14 protein-coding genes are annotated in these 15237 nt (G+C 71.4%); 6 read left to right on the forward strand and 8 right to left on the reverse strand.

Going from position 1 to position 15237, the window contains the following annotated elements:
- Window positions 1-7: 7 nt before the first annotated feature.
- From ABZ707_RS07235 to ABZ707_RS07260, 6 genes are all read right to left on the reverse strand, one after another.
- Window positions 8-826, reverse strand: coding sequence for a class 1 isoprenoid biosynthesis enzyme (locus ABZ707_RS07235; RefSeq protein ID WP_360169154.1), 819 nt, complete (start codon window positions 824-826; stop codon window positions 8-10).
- A complete protein-coding gene (locus ABZ707_RS07240; protein ID WP_360169157.1) occupies window positions 823-1659 on the reverse strand; it encodes a geranylgeranylglyceryl/heptaprenylglyceryl phosphate synthase in 837 nt (278 codons plus the stop codon). Before ABZ707_RS07240 ends, ABZ707_RS07235 begins: the two co-directional genes overlap by 4 nt.
- A gap of 85 nt (window positions 1660-1744) precedes the next feature.
- Window positions 1745-2737 carry a prenyltransferase/squalene oxidase repeat-containing protein gene (locus tag ABZ707_RS07245; protein WP_360169160.1) on the reverse strand — a complete coding sequence of 331 codons (993 nt, stop codon included), beginning with the start codon at window positions 2735-2737 and terminating at the stop codon, window positions 1745-1747.
- Between the two features lie 435 nt (window positions 2738-3172).
- Window positions 3173-3853: a hypothetical protein gene (locus ABZ707_RS07250; RefSeq protein WP_360169163.1), complete on the reverse strand. Its 681-nt coding sequence runs from the start codon at window positions 3851-3853 to the stop codon at window positions 3173-3175.
- On the reverse strand, window positions 3850-4434 hold the full coding sequence (locus ABZ707_RS07255) for an ABC transporter ATP-binding protein (RefSeq protein WP_360169166.1): 585 nt from the start codon (window positions 4432-4434) through the stop codon (window positions 3850-3852). Before ABZ707_RS07255 ends, ABZ707_RS07250 begins: the two co-directional genes overlap by 4 nt.
- 141 nt (window positions 4435-4575) lie before the next feature.
- Window positions 4576-4725 (reverse strand): hypothetical protein, encoded by a 150-nt coding sequence (locus tag ABZ707_RS07260; RefSeq protein ID WP_360169169.1) that lies wholly within the window; start codon window positions 4723-4725, stop codon window positions 4576-4578.
- 536 nt (window positions 4726-5261) lie between these two features.
- Here ABZ707_RS07260 and ABZ707_RS07265 point away from each other — a divergent pair.
- The 6 genes from ABZ707_RS07265 (at window position 5262) to ABZ707_RS07290 (ending at window position 12915) form a co-directional block, all read left to right on the forward strand.
- Window positions 5262-6467, forward strand: a complete 1206-nt coding sequence (locus tag ABZ707_RS07265) for a glycosyltransferase family 2 protein (RefSeq protein WP_360169172.1) — start codon at window positions 5262-5264, stop codon at window positions 6465-6467.
- Window positions 6468-6520: 53 nt separating this feature from the next.
- The gene (locus ABZ707_RS07270) at window positions 6521-7327 is read left to right on the forward strand and encodes a glycosyltransferase family 2 protein (protein ID WP_360169175.1); all 807 of its coding nucleotides are present in this window, start codon (window positions 6521-6523) and stop codon (window positions 7325-7327) included.
- A gap of 71 nt (window positions 7328-7398) precedes the next feature.
- Window positions 7399-8901: a glycosyltransferase family 2 protein gene (locus ABZ707_RS07275; protein WP_360169178.1), complete on the forward strand. Its 1503-nt coding sequence runs from the start codon at window positions 7399-7401 to the stop codon at window positions 8899-8901.
- A gap of 337 nt (window positions 8902-9238) precedes the next feature.
- Window positions 9239-10495, forward strand: a complete 1257-nt coding sequence (locus tag ABZ707_RS07280) for a nucleotide sugar dehydrogenase (protein ID WP_360169181.1) — start codon at window positions 9239-9241, stop codon at window positions 10493-10495.
- Between the two features lie 39 nt (window positions 10496-10534).
- Window positions 10535-11497 (forward strand): NAD-dependent epimerase/dehydratase family protein, encoded by a 963-nt coding sequence (locus tag ABZ707_RS07285; RefSeq protein WP_360169892.1) that lies wholly within the window; start codon window positions 10535-10537, stop codon window positions 11495-11497.
- A 140-nt stretch (window positions 11498-11637) separates the two neighbouring features.
- On the forward strand, window positions 11638-12915 hold the full coding sequence (locus ABZ707_RS07290) for a histidine kinase (protein ID WP_360169184.1): 1278 nt from the start codon (window positions 11638-11640) through the stop codon (window positions 12913-12915).
- Between the two features lie 177 nt (window positions 12916-13092).
- Here ABZ707_RS07290 and ABZ707_RS07295 read toward each other — a convergent pair whose 3' ends face one another.
- Window positions 13093-14427, reverse strand: coding sequence for an ABC transporter permease (locus ABZ707_RS07295; RefSeq protein ID WP_360169187.1), 1335 nt, complete (start codon window positions 14425-14427; stop codon window positions 13093-13095).
- 3 nt (window positions 14428-14430) lie between these two features.
- Entirely contained in the window at window positions 14431-15222 is a 792-nt protein-coding gene (locus ABZ707_RS07300; protein WP_360169190.1) for an ABC transporter ATP-binding protein, read from the reverse strand.
- Window positions 15223-15237: the final 15 nt, after the last annotated feature.

Genomic DNA, 15237 nt, shown 5'->3' on the forward strand with positions numbered 1-15237 from the left:
CCCCCGGTCAGCCGCGCGCGTGCACGGGGAGCAGCCGGTCCAGCACATCGTCGGTGTACAGGTCGACGACCGCCACCAGACCGTGCGAGACCGGCTGTTCCCGCACCGCGCCGAGCGCCTGGGCCCGCAGCTTCTCCAGCAGGTCCGTGACGTCCTGAGCGGTGACATCACCGGTCCGCATCAGATGGCCCAGGTTTCCGTCCCGCTCCCCGTCGCGGTCGTAGTCGGTGAGGTCGTCGGCGATCGTGATGATCGTGCCGAACGCCTCGGCGAAGGAACGCGCCGGGCCGGTCCACTCCGGCCTGCGGCCGCACAGCGCCGCCAGCGCGCCGTAGCAGCCCAGGAAGGTCGCGCCATAGGTGCTCGCGTTGGCGCACCACTGCTCCAGATCCCGGGCGCGATGGCGCTTGGTACGGATCTGGCCGGTGCACACGGTGGTGAAGTCGTGCTCCAGCAGGTCCACCACGGCCTGGGCGTCGGCGGACTCCTCGCACAGCTCCCGCAGCGCGGTCAGATGCAGCCGCAGGGCCGCGCAGGCGAGCTCTATGCGGTTCAGCCCGGTGTCGTCGTCCATCAGGTCGTCGAGCAGTTTCATCGCCACGATGTCCAGCGCGAGCGCCGCCGAGACCCTGGCGCGCAGCGGGGGGTCGGTGATCCACTCCGTAAGGAAGTGGGGGACACGCAGATAGAGCCGCAGTGCGGCGACATGCGCCGTCAGATCCGCCGAACCACCGGTCGCGGCCACGCAGGCGGTCACCCGGTCGCGGTTCGCCCCCTCCGTGACCAGCATGGCGGCGGTGTAGTCCGGGGGCAGCGCGGCCCTCATCGCCGTGCCTCCGGGCCGCCGGTGCCGTACACGGCGGCCATCCGCTCCAGCACGGGCAGCCAGTCCGGCTGTTCGAGAGCCCCGGCGAACCCCACGTAGTCCGCGCCCGCCTCCAGACAGACCGCGATCCGCTCCGCCGAGCGAACGTTTCCGCTGACAAAGAGGATCTGGTCCGGATGGAGCCGGTCCCGGAAGTACCGGACCACCTCGGGCGGCACATGGGAGTTGCGGGAATACAGATAGACCATGTGGAAGCCGAAACTGCGGGTGACCGCGATGTGCTGGTCGAGCTGGTCCAGGGCCGGCGAGACCGGTACGGTCCCCAGCAGGTCGCCGGTCCTGCTGTCCTCGCCGAAGGTGAGTGCCACGGTCAGCAGGAACTCCGGCCAGTGCTCACGGTCCATGCGGCCGGGCAGCGTGAGAAGCGTCTCCAGATAGCTCTTCCAGACGTAGTAGTCGTCACGGGAGCCGAGAAGGGCCGGCAGCACCACGGCGTCGGCCCCGGCGACGAGCGGGAAACCGGTGCCTCTTCGCGGCGGGAAGTGCAGCAGCACCGGGAGCGGGGTGACGGCTTTGACGCGGGCCACATAGGGCGCCATCCGCGTCTCGAACGCCTCGTAGTCGGTGCTGGCCAGGATGATGGCCGGAAAGCCCAGCCGGGTCAGCTCCCTGGCCTTCTCGACGGCTTCGGCCACCGGCACCTTGAACGGGTCGATGATGTGCACGGGCCCCGGCGGGTGCTTCCGGAGCCGCGCGAGGACCTCCCGGCTGGGCAGTGCCTGCTCGGGGAGTCTCCGCTCTGCCTGCTGCGCCAATTCCGTTAACGGGTTCACCAGTGCGTTCACCTCTCGGCCCTGGAAGTGTGAAGGAACGTCCGGACGGGCGCCCGGGGGATGTACGGGCGGCCTCCGCGCGGGGTCAGCGGGCGGCGGTGGCTCTGCCGAGAGCCGCGACCACGGAAGCGGTGGTGTACAGGGCGGCGTTGTCGAGGACCACGGAGCCCAGGGCGGCGCGTCCGCGCCGGTTGCGCTCCCAGTGCTCTCTCTCGTCGGGGTCCAGATCCGTCGGACCCGGGCAGCGGCACCAGGCCGACGGCTTCCAGCTTCCGTCCTGACGCTGGGAGTCCAGCAGCCAGCGCACGGCGCGTCCTACGGCGGGCCGGCCCTCCCGGGCGCCGCCGGCCAGTACGGCCCGGACCGCGAAGGCGGTGGCGAACGGTGATCCGTCCGGCTCCCAGGAGGTACGGACGGCGCCGTCGGGGCCGATGCGCTCCGCCGCCCACCGGCCGGCCGCCGAGGCCGCCGGAATGTCCCGGTCGTCGGGGTCCGCCATGAGTGCCTCCGCCGCGAGAGCGGTGGAGTACTCCCGGTCGGCCCACCAGTAGGCGGCCCAGGAGCCCTCCGGCCGCTGGATCTCGCGGAGCCTGGTGAGCAGCCGGGGCCGGCGGGGCAGCCGGAGCAGTCCGGCGGCAGCGGCGGTCACACAGGGATGGCTCGCGTACCAGCCGTCCCAGCGCGGGGCGACGCGGGTGAGGAACGGACCGGCGACCTCCGGCACATAACTGGTGATGCCGCCGTCGGCGCGGAGATGTCTCAGGACGAAGTCGTACCCTTCGGCGGCCCGTGGTTCCGCGTCCGCGCCGACCGCCTCCGCGAGGCGCAGCGCCCAGGACGTGATGTCCGCGTCGCCCGGCACCTGAGGTCCGTAACCCCAGCCGTCGGAGGGTCCCCGGGTGCGTGCCAGGAGCCGCCACGCGTCCAGGGCCGCCGCCTGTGCGTCTTTACCGGGGACTTCGGTCAGGGAGGCTCCGACAAAGGCCGTCGCCCAGAATTGACCGGGGCCGCGGACTTCGTAGTCGTTCCACCAGCCGTCCGGGTCGCGCTGTGCCGTCAGGAATTGCGTTCCGCTCAACAGGGCTGTCTCGCCCGGTCCGGCGGACGGTATTAGCTCCACACCGTGCACGTGCTCTCCTTCCCAGAGGAAGTGGCCACATAGCAGGTTTATGCGCGGGCAAACCCATCGGTGCCCGGAGTCGCAGTGGCACAGGCTACACGCCCCCAGGGCCCTCCCGTAATCCCCGGCGGGCGCGCGACGACAACTATGGCGCTTTACCGCGTTGTCGGAACGCCCGCATACATCCTGTATGCGAGCGCCTCTCCGCCGTGCGACGCACCGCATCCGATGCCGCGCGCTGATCCCCCGGGGATTACGGGACAGCCCTCAGTTCCGGTGGGGCAGGGGGTGAAATCGCGAACTCGCCCGACCCGTAACGCAATTGCCGCCGGTGACCGGCGGATCGGGGTCCGCGGTCACCGGCGGCAATGCCGTCACGACAGGGCTGGAAGGTCAGATGAACTGCATGTGCGGGCGCCGGCGCAGCCGGACCGACATGACAGCTCCGCTCGCCAGAGCGAGGAGCCCGCCCACGATCACCGCGTGAAGGACACCCGTGGAGAGAGAGGCGCTGGCCGAACCGTCGACCGCGTACGTGATGATTTCGCGGGTCGACCAGAACGGCAGCAGTTTGGCCGAATCCTTGACCGGATCAATGACCATCTGCGCGCCGATGACCGAGATCAGCAGCAGGGCACCTTCCAGATCGCGGGGCACCGCGAGGCCCAGAAGCAGACCGAGCGGAACGGCGACCAGCGTGGTCAATGCCATCTCTACCGCCACCGCGGACGGGTTCGGCACATTCTGGTCCAGCAGGATCACGACGGTGTAGAGCGCCGAGATGACCAGTCCCGCCGAGCCGAGCGCCAGGCTCCGGCCCAGAAAGAGGTGGACCGGACGGAAGCCGGACAGGGCGAGCCGCGACTCCACCTCCCGCCCGCCCGCGGCGGAGAACAGGGCGGCGGTGCTCACCGCGAACCCGACGCCGAGGCTCGCGAACCGGATGGCCTGGCCGCTCTGGTCGTGCCGGCCGAGGTAGAAGACAAGGGGCACCACCAGCAGCAGGCCCATGACGCCGCGCCGGCGCAGCAGTTCCCGCAGGGTCATCTCCGCCATGCGGACGGTCCTGGTCATCGCGCGGCCCCCGCCTTCGCCGGAGTGAGGTCGAGGACCTGGTCGACCCGGTCGAGCTGATTGAGCATGTGCGTGACGACGACCACCGCCTTGCCCTCGTCGCGCCACTTCCACACGCTCTTCCAGAAGTCCAGGTACGACCCGCGGTCGAAGCCCTGGTACGGCTCGTCGAGCAGCAGGACGTCCGGGTCGCCGAGCGCGGACAGCACGACGTTCAGCTTCTGCCGGGTGCCGCCGGAGAGGTCCTTGGCCAGGGTGTTCCTGGAGACGTTCCAGTCGAGCTCGACGGCGAGTTCCCGGCCCCTGCGGTCCGCGGCCGGGCCGCTCAGGCCTCGGCCGGCGCCGAAGAGGGTGAAGTGCTCGCGGGGTTTCAGGAAGTCCATCACACCGGCGCCCTGCGGGCAGTAGCCGAGCCGCCCGTTCACCGAGACCTGCCCCTTGTCGGGGGAGGCGAGCCCGGCGCAGATCTTGAGCATGGTGGACTTCCCGGCGCCATTGGCGCCGATGATCGCGGCGATCTCACCGGCGCGTACCCGCAGATCGACTCCGTCCAGCACACGCCGCCGGCTGAAGCTCTTCACGATTCCCCGGGCGTGCAGGAGAACAGGCCGCCCGCCGTCGTCCGGCCCGTCCCTCAGCTCATTCCGGTGTCCCGCATTCGTAGGAGTCACCATGCTTCCGTCACCTCTTTCTCAGCCGCGTGAACGGCACGGAAAACCATGTCACCGCGCACCGCGCGGCTGTTTCTCGCCTGTCCCGGAACCGCGGCGGCGCTCCCCGTCCCGGAAGCGATGGAGCGCCCCGGCCTGCGTGCCGCCTTCCGCCGCGCCCCGGCCGATGGGCTTGCCGTACCGCACACTTCGGCCGGACATCGCCGTACTCCGTTACGGGACAGGGCAGTTCGGACCCGACACTACCGGCGCGGCCCACCGAACGTACCATGACAACAGCAGGCGAATGCGGTAATGCCCGGCATAGCGCGTTCCCGGAAAGCGGCGCCGGGCATGAGAGCGTCCTCCGCTCCCGGACAGCCTTGCATCGACCGCGCGCCGCACCGGCGCCGGGATTGAGCGAGAGCCCTCCGCGACAGCCCCTGGCGGGATCCGGGCGGTGCATTTCACCGGCGCTCCACATCTCCTGAGGTCTCTTGAGATCTCTTGAGAGAGGCAAAAGCGCTGGTTCCGGCCATTCACGGGTTCGGCCGCGACATCTCCTTGTGATCACCTTGCGGATTTCGTTAATGTCCCGACCGCTGATCGATGCGAAGAACGCGTCTCACGCATACCGATTGCCGGTCTCCCGGCCGTTCCGCCGGGGCCCCGCGAAACGCACACCATGGAAGGGCCGGAAGCTCTCCGGCCGAATACCGACAGCACGGGCGGCGTTCGGACGAGCGGAAGGGGACGGTATGCGCAGGCGCACCGACGGCAGACGGACCTGGCTGCAGCGCGTGGTGGCCCGTGGCTACGATCCGGCTCCCGAGCCGCGGACCCCGGTCACCCTGGTGCTGCCCGCCGGACCGGGCGCGGACGCGGGCCCCCGGACCGTCCGGGAGGAGGACGCGGCCGGCCCGCTCGCCCACCTGCCGGCCGGCGGTGTCGCCACGCTGCTGCCCACCTATGTGGGCCGGTGCGGCGCGGCGGAACAGGAGACGGCGTTCGCCCACACCCTCGAAGCGCTGAAGGGCGTCCGGCGGACACACCCGGACCTGCCACTGACCGTCTGGGCCGGCATGCAGTACGCGCCCGGCGAGTACGAGGAGGCGGTGGACCGGCTGCGGCGGCTGGCCGCCCTCGCCCGGGACAGCACGCTCACGGCCTTTGTCGGGCTCGCGCTGCCGGGACCGGGAAAGATCCGCACGACCAACGCGGCGGTCCGGCTCAGCCAGGGGCTCGACTACGCCGGCTGGCTGTGGATCGACGACGACATCGAACTGGGCCCCGGCTGCCTGGAGCGCCTGGTCTCCCGGTTCCGCGACCGCGGATGCACCGGAGCGGTCGGCGCCCGGGCCGTCGCCCTGCCGCGGTCCACCCCCACGTCCCAGGTGATGGACAGGATCGGCGGCAACACCCTGCCCCCGACGGCCTACCCGGCGGCCGGCTGCATGATCGTGGAGTCCGCCGTGATCGCCTCCGGTATCTCCTCACGCCGGGTCACCGACGACGGCTTCGTACTGTTCGAACTGCTCGACGGGATCGGCGCGGACCCGCTGCGCGACCTGGAGGTACTGCCCGACGCGTACTGCCGCTTCTACCGCGTCAGCCGGGTCCACGACACGGTGAGCCGGCTCCGCCGCTCGATGTACAGCCATGTGACCTGCATGGCCGACTATCCGCGCGATGTCGCCGGCCGGTACTTCCAGGACATCCTCTTCCACGGCCTGTGGCCGCTCGCTCCGTGGGACGGGCGCCGGGGCACGGCACGCGGTCTGCTGCGCTGGACGGTCAAGTCCGTCCAGTTCACCTGGTTCGGCGCGGTGGTCACCGGCCTGGCCGTGCGCGGCCTGACCTCCCGTCCGCTGCGCCAGGTCGCCTGGGGCGACGAGGGGGACTTCGCCAGCCCGGCCGACGAGAAGACGTCCACGCTCACCGCCCGGACGCCCCGGAGCGCCTGAGCCGGCCCGGCGCCCCACGGCCCCAGAAAGGATCCGAGGTGCGGGCGACACCCGTGAGGCTGAACACGGCCACACTCACCGTCATCCTTCCCCACTACGACTGCGCGGACTATCTGGGCCTCGCCGTGGAGTCCGTCCTCCGGCAGGACTTCCGGGACCTCGTCCTCGTCGTCGTGGACGACTGCTCCCCGGACGACGCGTGGACCCGGACGCTGCGTCCCTTCGCGGACGACACCCGGCTCGTCGCCCTGCGGACCTCGCGCAACGTGGGCCATCTGCGCATCAAGAACGCGGTGCTGGAGCGGGTACGCGGCCCCTACGTCGGCTTTCAGGACGCCGACGACATCAGCCTGCCCGGCCGCTTCACCCACCAGGTGCGCATGCTGGCGTCCGGCCGGGCCGACCTGGTCGGCTGCGGCTACGAGTACATCGACGACGCGGGGCGGGTCACGGGCCACCGCCGGATGCCCCGGCACGGCAACCTCTGGATGCGCCTCGGCCGGACGACGGTGGCGCACCACCCGGCGACGGTGATCCGCCGCGACATGATGGACCGGCTGCGCGGCTTCGACGGGACCGTACGGCTCGGCGCCGACACCGACTTCCATCTGCGGGCCGCGCGCCTGTACCGCCTGCGGAACACCCGCCGGCTGCTGTACCAGTACCGGATCTGGCCCAAGTCGCTGACCCAGGCGCCCGACACCGGCTTCGGCTCCGAGGCCCGGCGCGCCTACACCGAGGCCATGACCGCGCAGGAACACGCCAGAAGACAGGCACGCTCACGCGAGGAACTGCTGCCGCTGCTCGCCGCTCCGCCGAACGACATCGAGTTCGAACTGCGTCCCGTCCGCATCGGATGAGATCCGCCGGCCCGCGGGCGCGGCGGCGGGGCGCGCCGGAGCGGCACCGCGACGCGGACGACGGGAGGACCATGCACGGACAACCGCCGGAATTCAGCGTCGTCGTCAGCTCGTCCGACGGCGAGTGGGGGCCCGCGGTGGACAGCGTGCTGCGCCAGACCCGGCCCGCGCACGAGACCGTTGTGATCAGCGGTGACGCGGACCGGCCGGCCCGGACCCCGGTGCCTGACCGGCCCGGTGTACGGGTGGTGCGCTGCCCACAGGACGGCGTCGCGGCGGCCGTCCGCCGGGCCGCGGACGAGGCGAAGGGCGAGTACGTCGCCTTTCTGGACGGCACGGACGAGGCCCTGCCGGAGTGGCTGGAGCAGCTCGCGGCGGCGGCCGGGGACACCGGCGCCGGGGTCATCCGCTGCGGTGCGCTGCGGCTGCGCCCGGACGGCCTGGTCGGCGGTTTTGTCCTGCCACCCGCCGAGGGCGCGAGCGCGCGTGGCCCGGGCGGGACGGCGCCCCGGGCGGTCCACCGTGACCTGCTGGGCGGGCGCGGTTCCCGGGGGGCGGGCCCCGGCGGTCCGGCGGTCTGCGCGGTACCCCTGCTGCTGGTCCGCCGGTATGAGCGCCCGGGGCGCGACGAAGGGGGCCGGGACGCGGACGACCGGTACGGTTCCGCGCGTACCACCAGGGCATACGCGCCCTCCCGGCCACCGGCCGCGAACCGGGCCGGTCCTGAGCTGGTCTCCGTGGTCATCCCCGTCCGCGACGGTGCCCGGACACTGACCGCGCAACTGCGGGCGCTGTCCGGACAGACCTACCGCGGCCCGCGCGAGATCCTGGTCGTCGACAACGGTTCCACGGACGGCACCCGGGCGGTGGCCGCCGCCGCGTGCTCCTGGCTGCCGGAACTGCGGGTGGTCGACGCGTCGGGCCGGGCGGGGGAGGGATACGCGCGCAACACCGGAATCGCCGCCGCGCGCGGCGACTTCATCGCCTTCTGCGACGCGGACGACGTCGCGGACCCCGGGTGGCTCACCGCGCTGGTGGAGTCGGCCCGGGGCGCGGACGTCGTCGGCGGCTCGCTGGACGTCTCCGTACTCAGCCCCGCGCACGCCGACGAGCAGCCCCTGCCCATGACCGCGCAGAGCGACTTCCTGCCCTTCGCCCGAGGGGCCAACTGCGGTGCGTGGAAGGAGGTGCTGACGGTCATCGGCGGCTGGGACGAGTCGTACCGGGGCGGCGGTGAGGACATGGATCTCTCCTGGCGGGCGCACCTCTGCGGCTTCCGGGTGGAGTACGCGCCCGGCGCGCGGATGCACTACCGCCTCAGGACCGGGCTCGCCTCCCTGGCCCGGCAGAAGTGGAACTACGGAAAGTCCGGCGCCCGGCTCTACGCCGCCTACCGCCACGCCGGGTTCCGGCGGCGGAGCCCCGGCGTGGTGGCGAAGAACTGGCTGTGGCTGGCGGTGCGTCTGCCGGACCTCGTCCGTTCCCCGGGGCAGCGTCGACGGTGGGTCAGATACGCGGCGCGACTGAGTGGCTTTCTGGCCGGAAGCCTGCGCCGCCGTGTGATGTACCTCTGAGACCGACCGGGGCCGGGCCGGGATCCCCGGTGATGCGGCGGCGACCTGAAATGCGCGTACGGGCCGGCTGGACGGTGTACGGATCAATTCACCCCGGCCGGGCCGTCGTCGTCATTCGGCCATGTACAAGGGCCTCTTGAACCACTGCTGGAATCCGTTAAACTCGGCGGCTTCGGAGGTAGCTGTCCCATCGCCCTCCGCGGCACCCCCGGCCCGAAGCGAGCTCACCGTGTGGCTTTACCGGACGAATAGGGGCTGAACAGAAATGCCGGAATCCGTTTCTCGCGAAGAGCCTTCGGCCGGCGTCGCCCGGCCGCTTTCCGCCGCCGTCGTCGGAATGGGGTATGTCGGGCTGCCGACTGCTCTCGGGCTGCACGCGAGCGGTCTGCGCGTACTCGGAATAGATCACAGCGCACCGCGCAACGCGGCCGTCCGCTCGGGCGACGTCGACCTGACCGCCGCCGACCAGCGGCGGCTGGAGAAGTCGCTCCAGAGTGACGACTTCCAGCTCACCACCGACCTGTCGGGGCTGTCCGGGGCCGATGTGGTGGTCGTGTGCGTCCCCACCCCGGTCGACCGCCATCTGATGCCGGATCTCACCGCGCTGGAGGAGGCATGTGCCTCGCTGGTGCGTCACGCGCGACCGGGACAGACCCTCATCCTGACCTCGACGAGTTTTGTCGGGACCACGCGGCGCATGCTGATCGACCCGCTGCGGGACAAGGGTTTCACGGTCGGCGAGGACATCTTTGTGGCCTGCAGCCCGGAACGTATTGATCCGGGCAACACCGCCCATGTGCAGAGCGAGACACCACGGGTGCTCGGCGGCGCCACAGCGGCGTGTGTGAAACGCGCGAAAGGCGCTCTCGCGGCGGTCTCCTCCGCGGTGCACGAAGTGGGCTCGCCGGAAGCGGCGGAGATGACCAAGCTGTACGAGAATTCCTTCCGTGCCGTCAACATAGCCCTGGCGAACGAATTCGCCGACATATGCGTCGAGTTGGATCTCGACCCGGCAGAGGTGTCGGACGCGGCGGCGACCAAACCGTACGGCTTCATGCCGTTCAGCCCGGGTCCCGGGGTCGGCGGACATTGCATCCCCTGCGATCCGCACTATCTGCTCTGGCAATTACGCGAGTCACGCGGCAGCGCCCCCCTCATCAGCCAGGCGATGACCGCCATCGCCGAACGGCCGAAACACATCGTCGCGCGCGTCCTCGACACCCTGTCGCGGGCGGGCCTCGGACTGGCGGGCCGCCGGGTGGTCGTGGTCGGAGCCGCGTACAAACCCGGAGTCAGGGACATCCGCCATTCCCCGGCCGTGGAGATCGTCGAGCAGCTCACCGGGCGGGGCGCGGACGTCTCGTACTACGACCCGCTCGTGAGCGAACTGCCGTTGTCCGGCGGAGCCCGGGTGCGGCGGGTCACCGAACCGCGCGGCACCGACTGGGACCTCGCGCTGATCCACACGGTCCATCCCGACCAGGAATACGGCTGGGTGCGGGAATGCCCGATGGTGGTGGACGCGACCCACCGCTTCGAACCGCACACGGCCCCGGCCGCCGTCACGGGCACGGCCCGCGACCGGCACGCCTGATGCCGTACCCCCGGAGCCAAGGAAAGGACCGTGTCCCTCATGCGCTGTCTGGTCACCGGCGGTGCCGGCTTCATCGGCTCGCATCTTGTGGAGCACCTGCTGGCACTCGGCGACGACGTCGTCGTCCTCGACGACCTCAGCACCGGCAGCGAGCGCAATCTCGCCGCGGTCGCGTCCCACCCGCGACTCAGGCTGATCAAGGGCGACATCTGCGTCCCGGACACGGTCGCGCGGGCCATGGAAGGAGTGGACGAGGTCTATCATCTGGCCGCCGCGGTGGGCGTGTTCACCATCCTCGACCGGACCCTGGAGAGTCTGCGGACGAATCTCACGGGCACCGAGACCGTCCTCGACGCGGCACGCCGTCACGACGTCCCGCTGCTCCTCGCCTCCACCAGCGAGGTGTACGGGAAGAACACGGCCGAGGGCCTGACGGAGGAGGACGACCGGATCCTCGGCTCACCGCTGAAGAGCCGCTGGTCGTACTCCGAGGCGAAGGCGCTGGACGAGACGCTGGCCGCGCTCTACGCGGCGCGGTACGGACTGCGGATGGTCATCGCGCGGCTCTTCAACACCGTGGGCCCCCGCCAGAGCGGGCAGTACGGGATGGTGATCCCGCGCTTCGTCGACCAGGCACTGGCCGGTGAGCCCCTCACGGTCTTCGGGGACGGCACACAGATCCGCTGCTTCTGCCATGTCGCCGACGTGGTGCCCGCGTTGGTGACCCTGCTGCGCACCGAGGACGCGCACGGAACGGTCTACAACATCGGCGGCACCCAGCCGGTGACCATCACCGAACTCGCCGAGCGGACCATCGCCGCGACCGGTTCGGCCGGCACCCTGGCCAAGATCCCCTACACCGAGGCGTACGGCGCGGGTTTCGAGGACATGCGGCGCCGCGTCCCGAACTGCGACAAGGCGTACCGCGCCATTGGATTCCGGGCGGCCCGCACTCTGGACGAGATCATCGCGGATGTGGTGGCCGAGCGACGGGCGCTCTGAGAACCACCGGTCCGACCGCTCCGAGGTGGTGCTACCTGTACCTTCGGGCCGGGGCCTCGGGCCCGTGACCGGCGCCGGCGCGCCCGGCAGGATGGGCGTCCGGCCCGAGAGACGGGCGGGCGAGCCGAGGGGGTACCTGGATGCGCTTCCGGAACGCGGCGGTGGCCGGCCTGCGGGGGCTGGCGCTGTCGGTGATGTCGTTGGCCGGTTCGACAGCGCTCTTCGTCGGCGCCGTTGTCTCGATCGCCCTCATTCCGCTCGGGCTCGGCGTGGTCACCACCCCCTGGGTCATCGGCCTGGTCCGCCGGTTCGCCGGCCTGCGGCGTGAGCTGGGGGCCGCATGGTGCGAGGTGAGCGTGCCGGTCGCGTACCGGCCCTTCCCGGCCGGCACACCGTCCGGCGCCGCAGGACAGGTGAGCACGTGCGTCCACCTGATGAAGGACCCGGCGGCCTGGCGCGATCTGCGCTGGCTCGTCACCGACATGACCGCGGGCTCCCTCACGGCGCTGCTGCCGGCCGCGCTGCTGGTCTATCCGCTGGAGGGCTTCGCCCTCGCCGCCGGTCTGTGGCGTGTCTTCGCCGACGGCGGCATCGGATACTGGTACGGCTTCGTCCCCATCCGGGGCCAGGCAACCGGCCTTGGCGCCGGGGCCCTCGGTGCGGCCCTGCTCGGCCTCGGTCTCTTCGTCAACCCACCGCTGCTGCGCGTCCACTTCCTGCTGACCAGGGCCGTCCTGGCGCCCCGCCGGACGGAGCTTGAGCAGCGTGTCGAGCGGCTCACCAAGACCCGCCACGACGCCGTCGACACCTCGGCCGCCGAACTGCGCCGTATCGAACGCGATCTGCACGACGGCGCGCAGGCGCGGCTCGTCGCGGTGGGCATGAGCCTCGGCACCGTCGAGGCGCTGATCGAGAAGAACCCGGCCAAGGCGAAGGAACTGCTGGCCAAGGCGCGCGCGGACTCTGCGGACGCGCTGGGCGAGCTGCGTGATCTGGTGCGCGGCATCCATCCGCCCGTGCTCGCGGAGCGCGGCCTGGCGGCCGCGGCGGAGGCGCTCGCTCTGCGGATGCCTCTACCGGTGGAGGTGTGCGTCACCCTGCCGGGGCGGGCCCCGGAATCCGTCGAGTCGGCCGCGTACTTCGCGATCAGCGAGGTGCTGACGAACGCCGCCAAGCACTCCGGCGCCGAACAGGTCCGGCTGGACCTCGACCACCGCGACGGGGCGCTGCGGATCCTCATCACGGACGACGGACGGGGCGGCGCGACCGCGAGCGGCTCCGGGCTGGCCGGGATCGAGCGCCGGCTGGGAGCCTTCGACGGCGTACTGGTCGTCGACAGTCCGCTCGGCGGTCCCACCACGGTGACGATGGAGATCCCGTGCGCGCTGTCGTCGCCGGAAGCCACTCCGTCGTCCTGATGCCCCCGGCCCCTCGGCACGCGTGCCGGGCGTCGTGGGCAGGAGGTCTTTGTCAGACAGGTGTCGGACAGGGCCGAGGGGCAGCCGCCTCAAGCGACTGCCCCCAGGGCCTCTCGTCCGGATCGTGCCGGGCTCGCCAGATCCAGACGAAAGACCTGGGCCGTGCCCGGTGGTGGCTCAGGTCTCCACCGCCACCGCTCGCACCGCGGGCGTGCGCAGCGAACGGCGCGCGGTACCAAGGCTGGTGATCAGCGTCGCCGCGGTGGCGACCGCCACCACACCGAGCCAGATTCCCAGTCCCTGACCGGGCCAGAGGGAGTCATCACGGACCAGGCCGAACGACGCGATTCCGGCGAGCCCCGCCACCGTCCCGAAGAACACCCCGGTCACCGTCAGCACCAGCCCTTCCACCCCGACCATTCCCAGCACCTGCGCCGGGGTGGCCCCCGCGAGCCGCTGCTGGCCGAACTCCCGGCGACGGAACGAGGTCGCCGCGTACAGGGTGTTGATCAGCATGACGCAGGAGAACACCACGATGATGCCGACGACCACGTAGTTCAGTGTTTCGAGGTTCTTGTCCTCCACCGACTTGGTGAGGCCGGAGGCCCTGAGCGCGTCACTCTCGATGGCCTGCATACAGAGCGTCGCCGTGGCGATGCCGGTGAAGAGGACCAGGGGCATCAGCACCCCGGACAACTCCGCCGCGCGATGCCGCATGGTGCGCACGGTCAGGTAACCGCTCGCCCCCGTGAGCGCCGTGACCGGACGCTCCAGCAGGCCCAGCAGCGCGCGCAGCAGTGGCGGCGAGAAGAACGCGAACCCGACGGCCAGCATGATGGCGCCGAACGCCGGAGCCGCCATCAGCGCGCCGTCCGTCGGCTTCATCGTGAAGGTGGCGGACACCCCCGCGGCACCGGCCACAAGCGCGGCCCAGCCGGCGAAGCGGCGCACCAGGCCCCGGGACTCGCGTGCCCCCGCCGCCCCCGTCGCCCGGCGCACCGCGAGGAACGCGGCGCCCACCGACGCGACCAGTGTGGTGCCGGCGCCCGACAACAGAGCGACCGGCCCGAAGACATGCTCGACGTCCCGCGCGACCTGGCCACTGTCCTGGAACGCCCCGAGCAGCGCCTGACCGCCCAGCATCGCCGGCCCGACGGCCAGCAGCGCTCCGGCGAGGGCGACCACGGCCGCCTCACCGACCACCATCCGCTTGAGCTGCGCCGGAGTCGCCCCGGCGCTGCGCAGCAGACCGATCTCCTCGGCGCGCTGCCGTACGTTCACCGTCAGTGTGGAGGCGACGGCGAAGAACACCAGCAGTGTCCCGTAGCCACCGACCACACTCGCCGTGAGAGTCAGTGTCTCGGCGCTGACGTCGTCGACGCCCGTGGCGCCCGCGGTGTCGTGCATCGAATGGAATGTCATCATGACGGCCGCGCCCAGGAACGCGGCCAGCAGTGTGGCGGTGAAACGGCCCGGACGGTGCCGGACGGAACGCATGGCCAGAACGAACATGACTCACACCCCCGCCGGAAGGTCGTCGCCCACCGCGTCGCCCAGATGCGCCAGCCGCTCGGCGACCGCGTCCACGGTCGGCTCCGCCAGCTCTCCGGCCAGCCTCCCGTCGGCCAGGAACAGCACGGAGTCGGCGTACGAGGCGGCGACCGGGTCGTGCGTCACCATCACCACGGTCCTGCCGTGGACCTGTACGGCCTCCCGCAGCAGCCGCAGCACATCCCGCGCGGCACGGGTGTCGAGCGCGCCGGTCGGCTCGTCCGCGAAGATCACGCTGGGCTCGGTGACCAGCGCGCGGGCGATGGCGACCCGCTGGCGCTGCCCGCCGGAGAGCTGGTCGGGCCGGTGGCCGAGACGGTCGCCGAGGCCGACCTGGGTGAGGATCCGCTCAGTCCGGGCCCGGTCGACGCGACGGCCGGCGAGCCTCAGCGGCAGTGTGGTGTTCTGCGCCACGGTGAGCGTGGGCAGCAGGTTGTACTGCTGGAAGACGAAGCCGATCCGCCGGCGCCGGAATTTTGTCAGCGCCGCCTCGCTGCCTCCCGTCATCTCCTCGCCGTCCACCGTGATCCGTCCGCTGTCCGGCCGGTCCAGCCCGGCGGCACACTGCAGCAGAGTGGATTTGCCGGATCCGGACGGCCCCATGACGGCGGTGAAGCTTCCCGCCGGGAGGCGAAGGGACACACCGTCCAGTGCGGTGACGGTGTTCCCGGCTGTCCCGTAGGTCTTGCTGACGCCGGCCAGACGCAGGGCCTCGGCGCCCCCGGCGGGGCCGGTCCTGCTCGCGCGTTGAAACATCTCATCCCCCTCTTC

Origin of the sequence: Streptomyces sp. NPDC006923 (assembly GCF_040635655.1) — a bacterium.
GTDB lineage: Bacteria > Actinomycetota > Actinomycetes > Streptomycetales > Streptomycetaceae > Streptomyces.

Coding starts and splice junctions, on each gene's coding strand:
- ABZ707_RS07235 (WP_360169154.1), bottom strand. CDS start 826: ATGAGGGCCGCGCTGCCCCCGGACTACACCGCCGCCATGCTGGTCACG.
- ABZ707_RS07250 (WP_360169163.1), bottom strand. CDS start 3,853: ATGACCAGGACCGTCCGCATGGCGGAGATGACCCTGCGGGAACTGCTG.
- ABZ707_RS07260 (WP_360169169.1), bottom strand. CDS start 4,725: ATGTCCGGCCGAAGTGTGCGGTACGGCAAGCCCATCGGCCGGGGCGCG.
- ABZ707_RS07265 (WP_360169172.1), top strand. CDS start 5,262: ATGCGCAGGCGCACCGACGGCAGACGGACCTGGCTGCAGCGCGTGGTG.
- ABZ707_RS07275 (WP_360169178.1), top strand. CDS start 7,399: ATGCACGGACAACCGCCGGAATTCAGCGTCGTCGTCAGCTCGTCCGAC.
- ABZ707_RS07280 (WP_360169181.1), top strand. CDS start 9,239: ATGGGGTATGTCGGGCTGCCGACTGCTCTCGGGCTGCACGCGAGCGGT.
- ABZ707_RS07285 (WP_360169892.1), top strand. CDS start 10,535: ATGCGCTGTCTGGTCACCGGCGGTGCCGGCTTCATCGGCTCGCATCTT.
- ABZ707_RS07290 (WP_360169184.1), top strand. CDS start 11,638: ATGCGCTTCCGGAACGCGGCGGTGGCCGGCCTGCGGGGGCTGGCGCTG.
- ABZ707_RS07295 (WP_360169187.1), bottom strand. CDS start 14,427: ATGTTCGTTCTGGCCATGCGTTCCGTCCGGCACCGTCCGGGCCGTTTC.
- ABZ707_RS07300 (WP_360169190.1), bottom strand. CDS start 15,222: ATGTTTCAACGCGCGAGCAGGACCGGCCCCGCCGGGGGCGCCGAGGCC.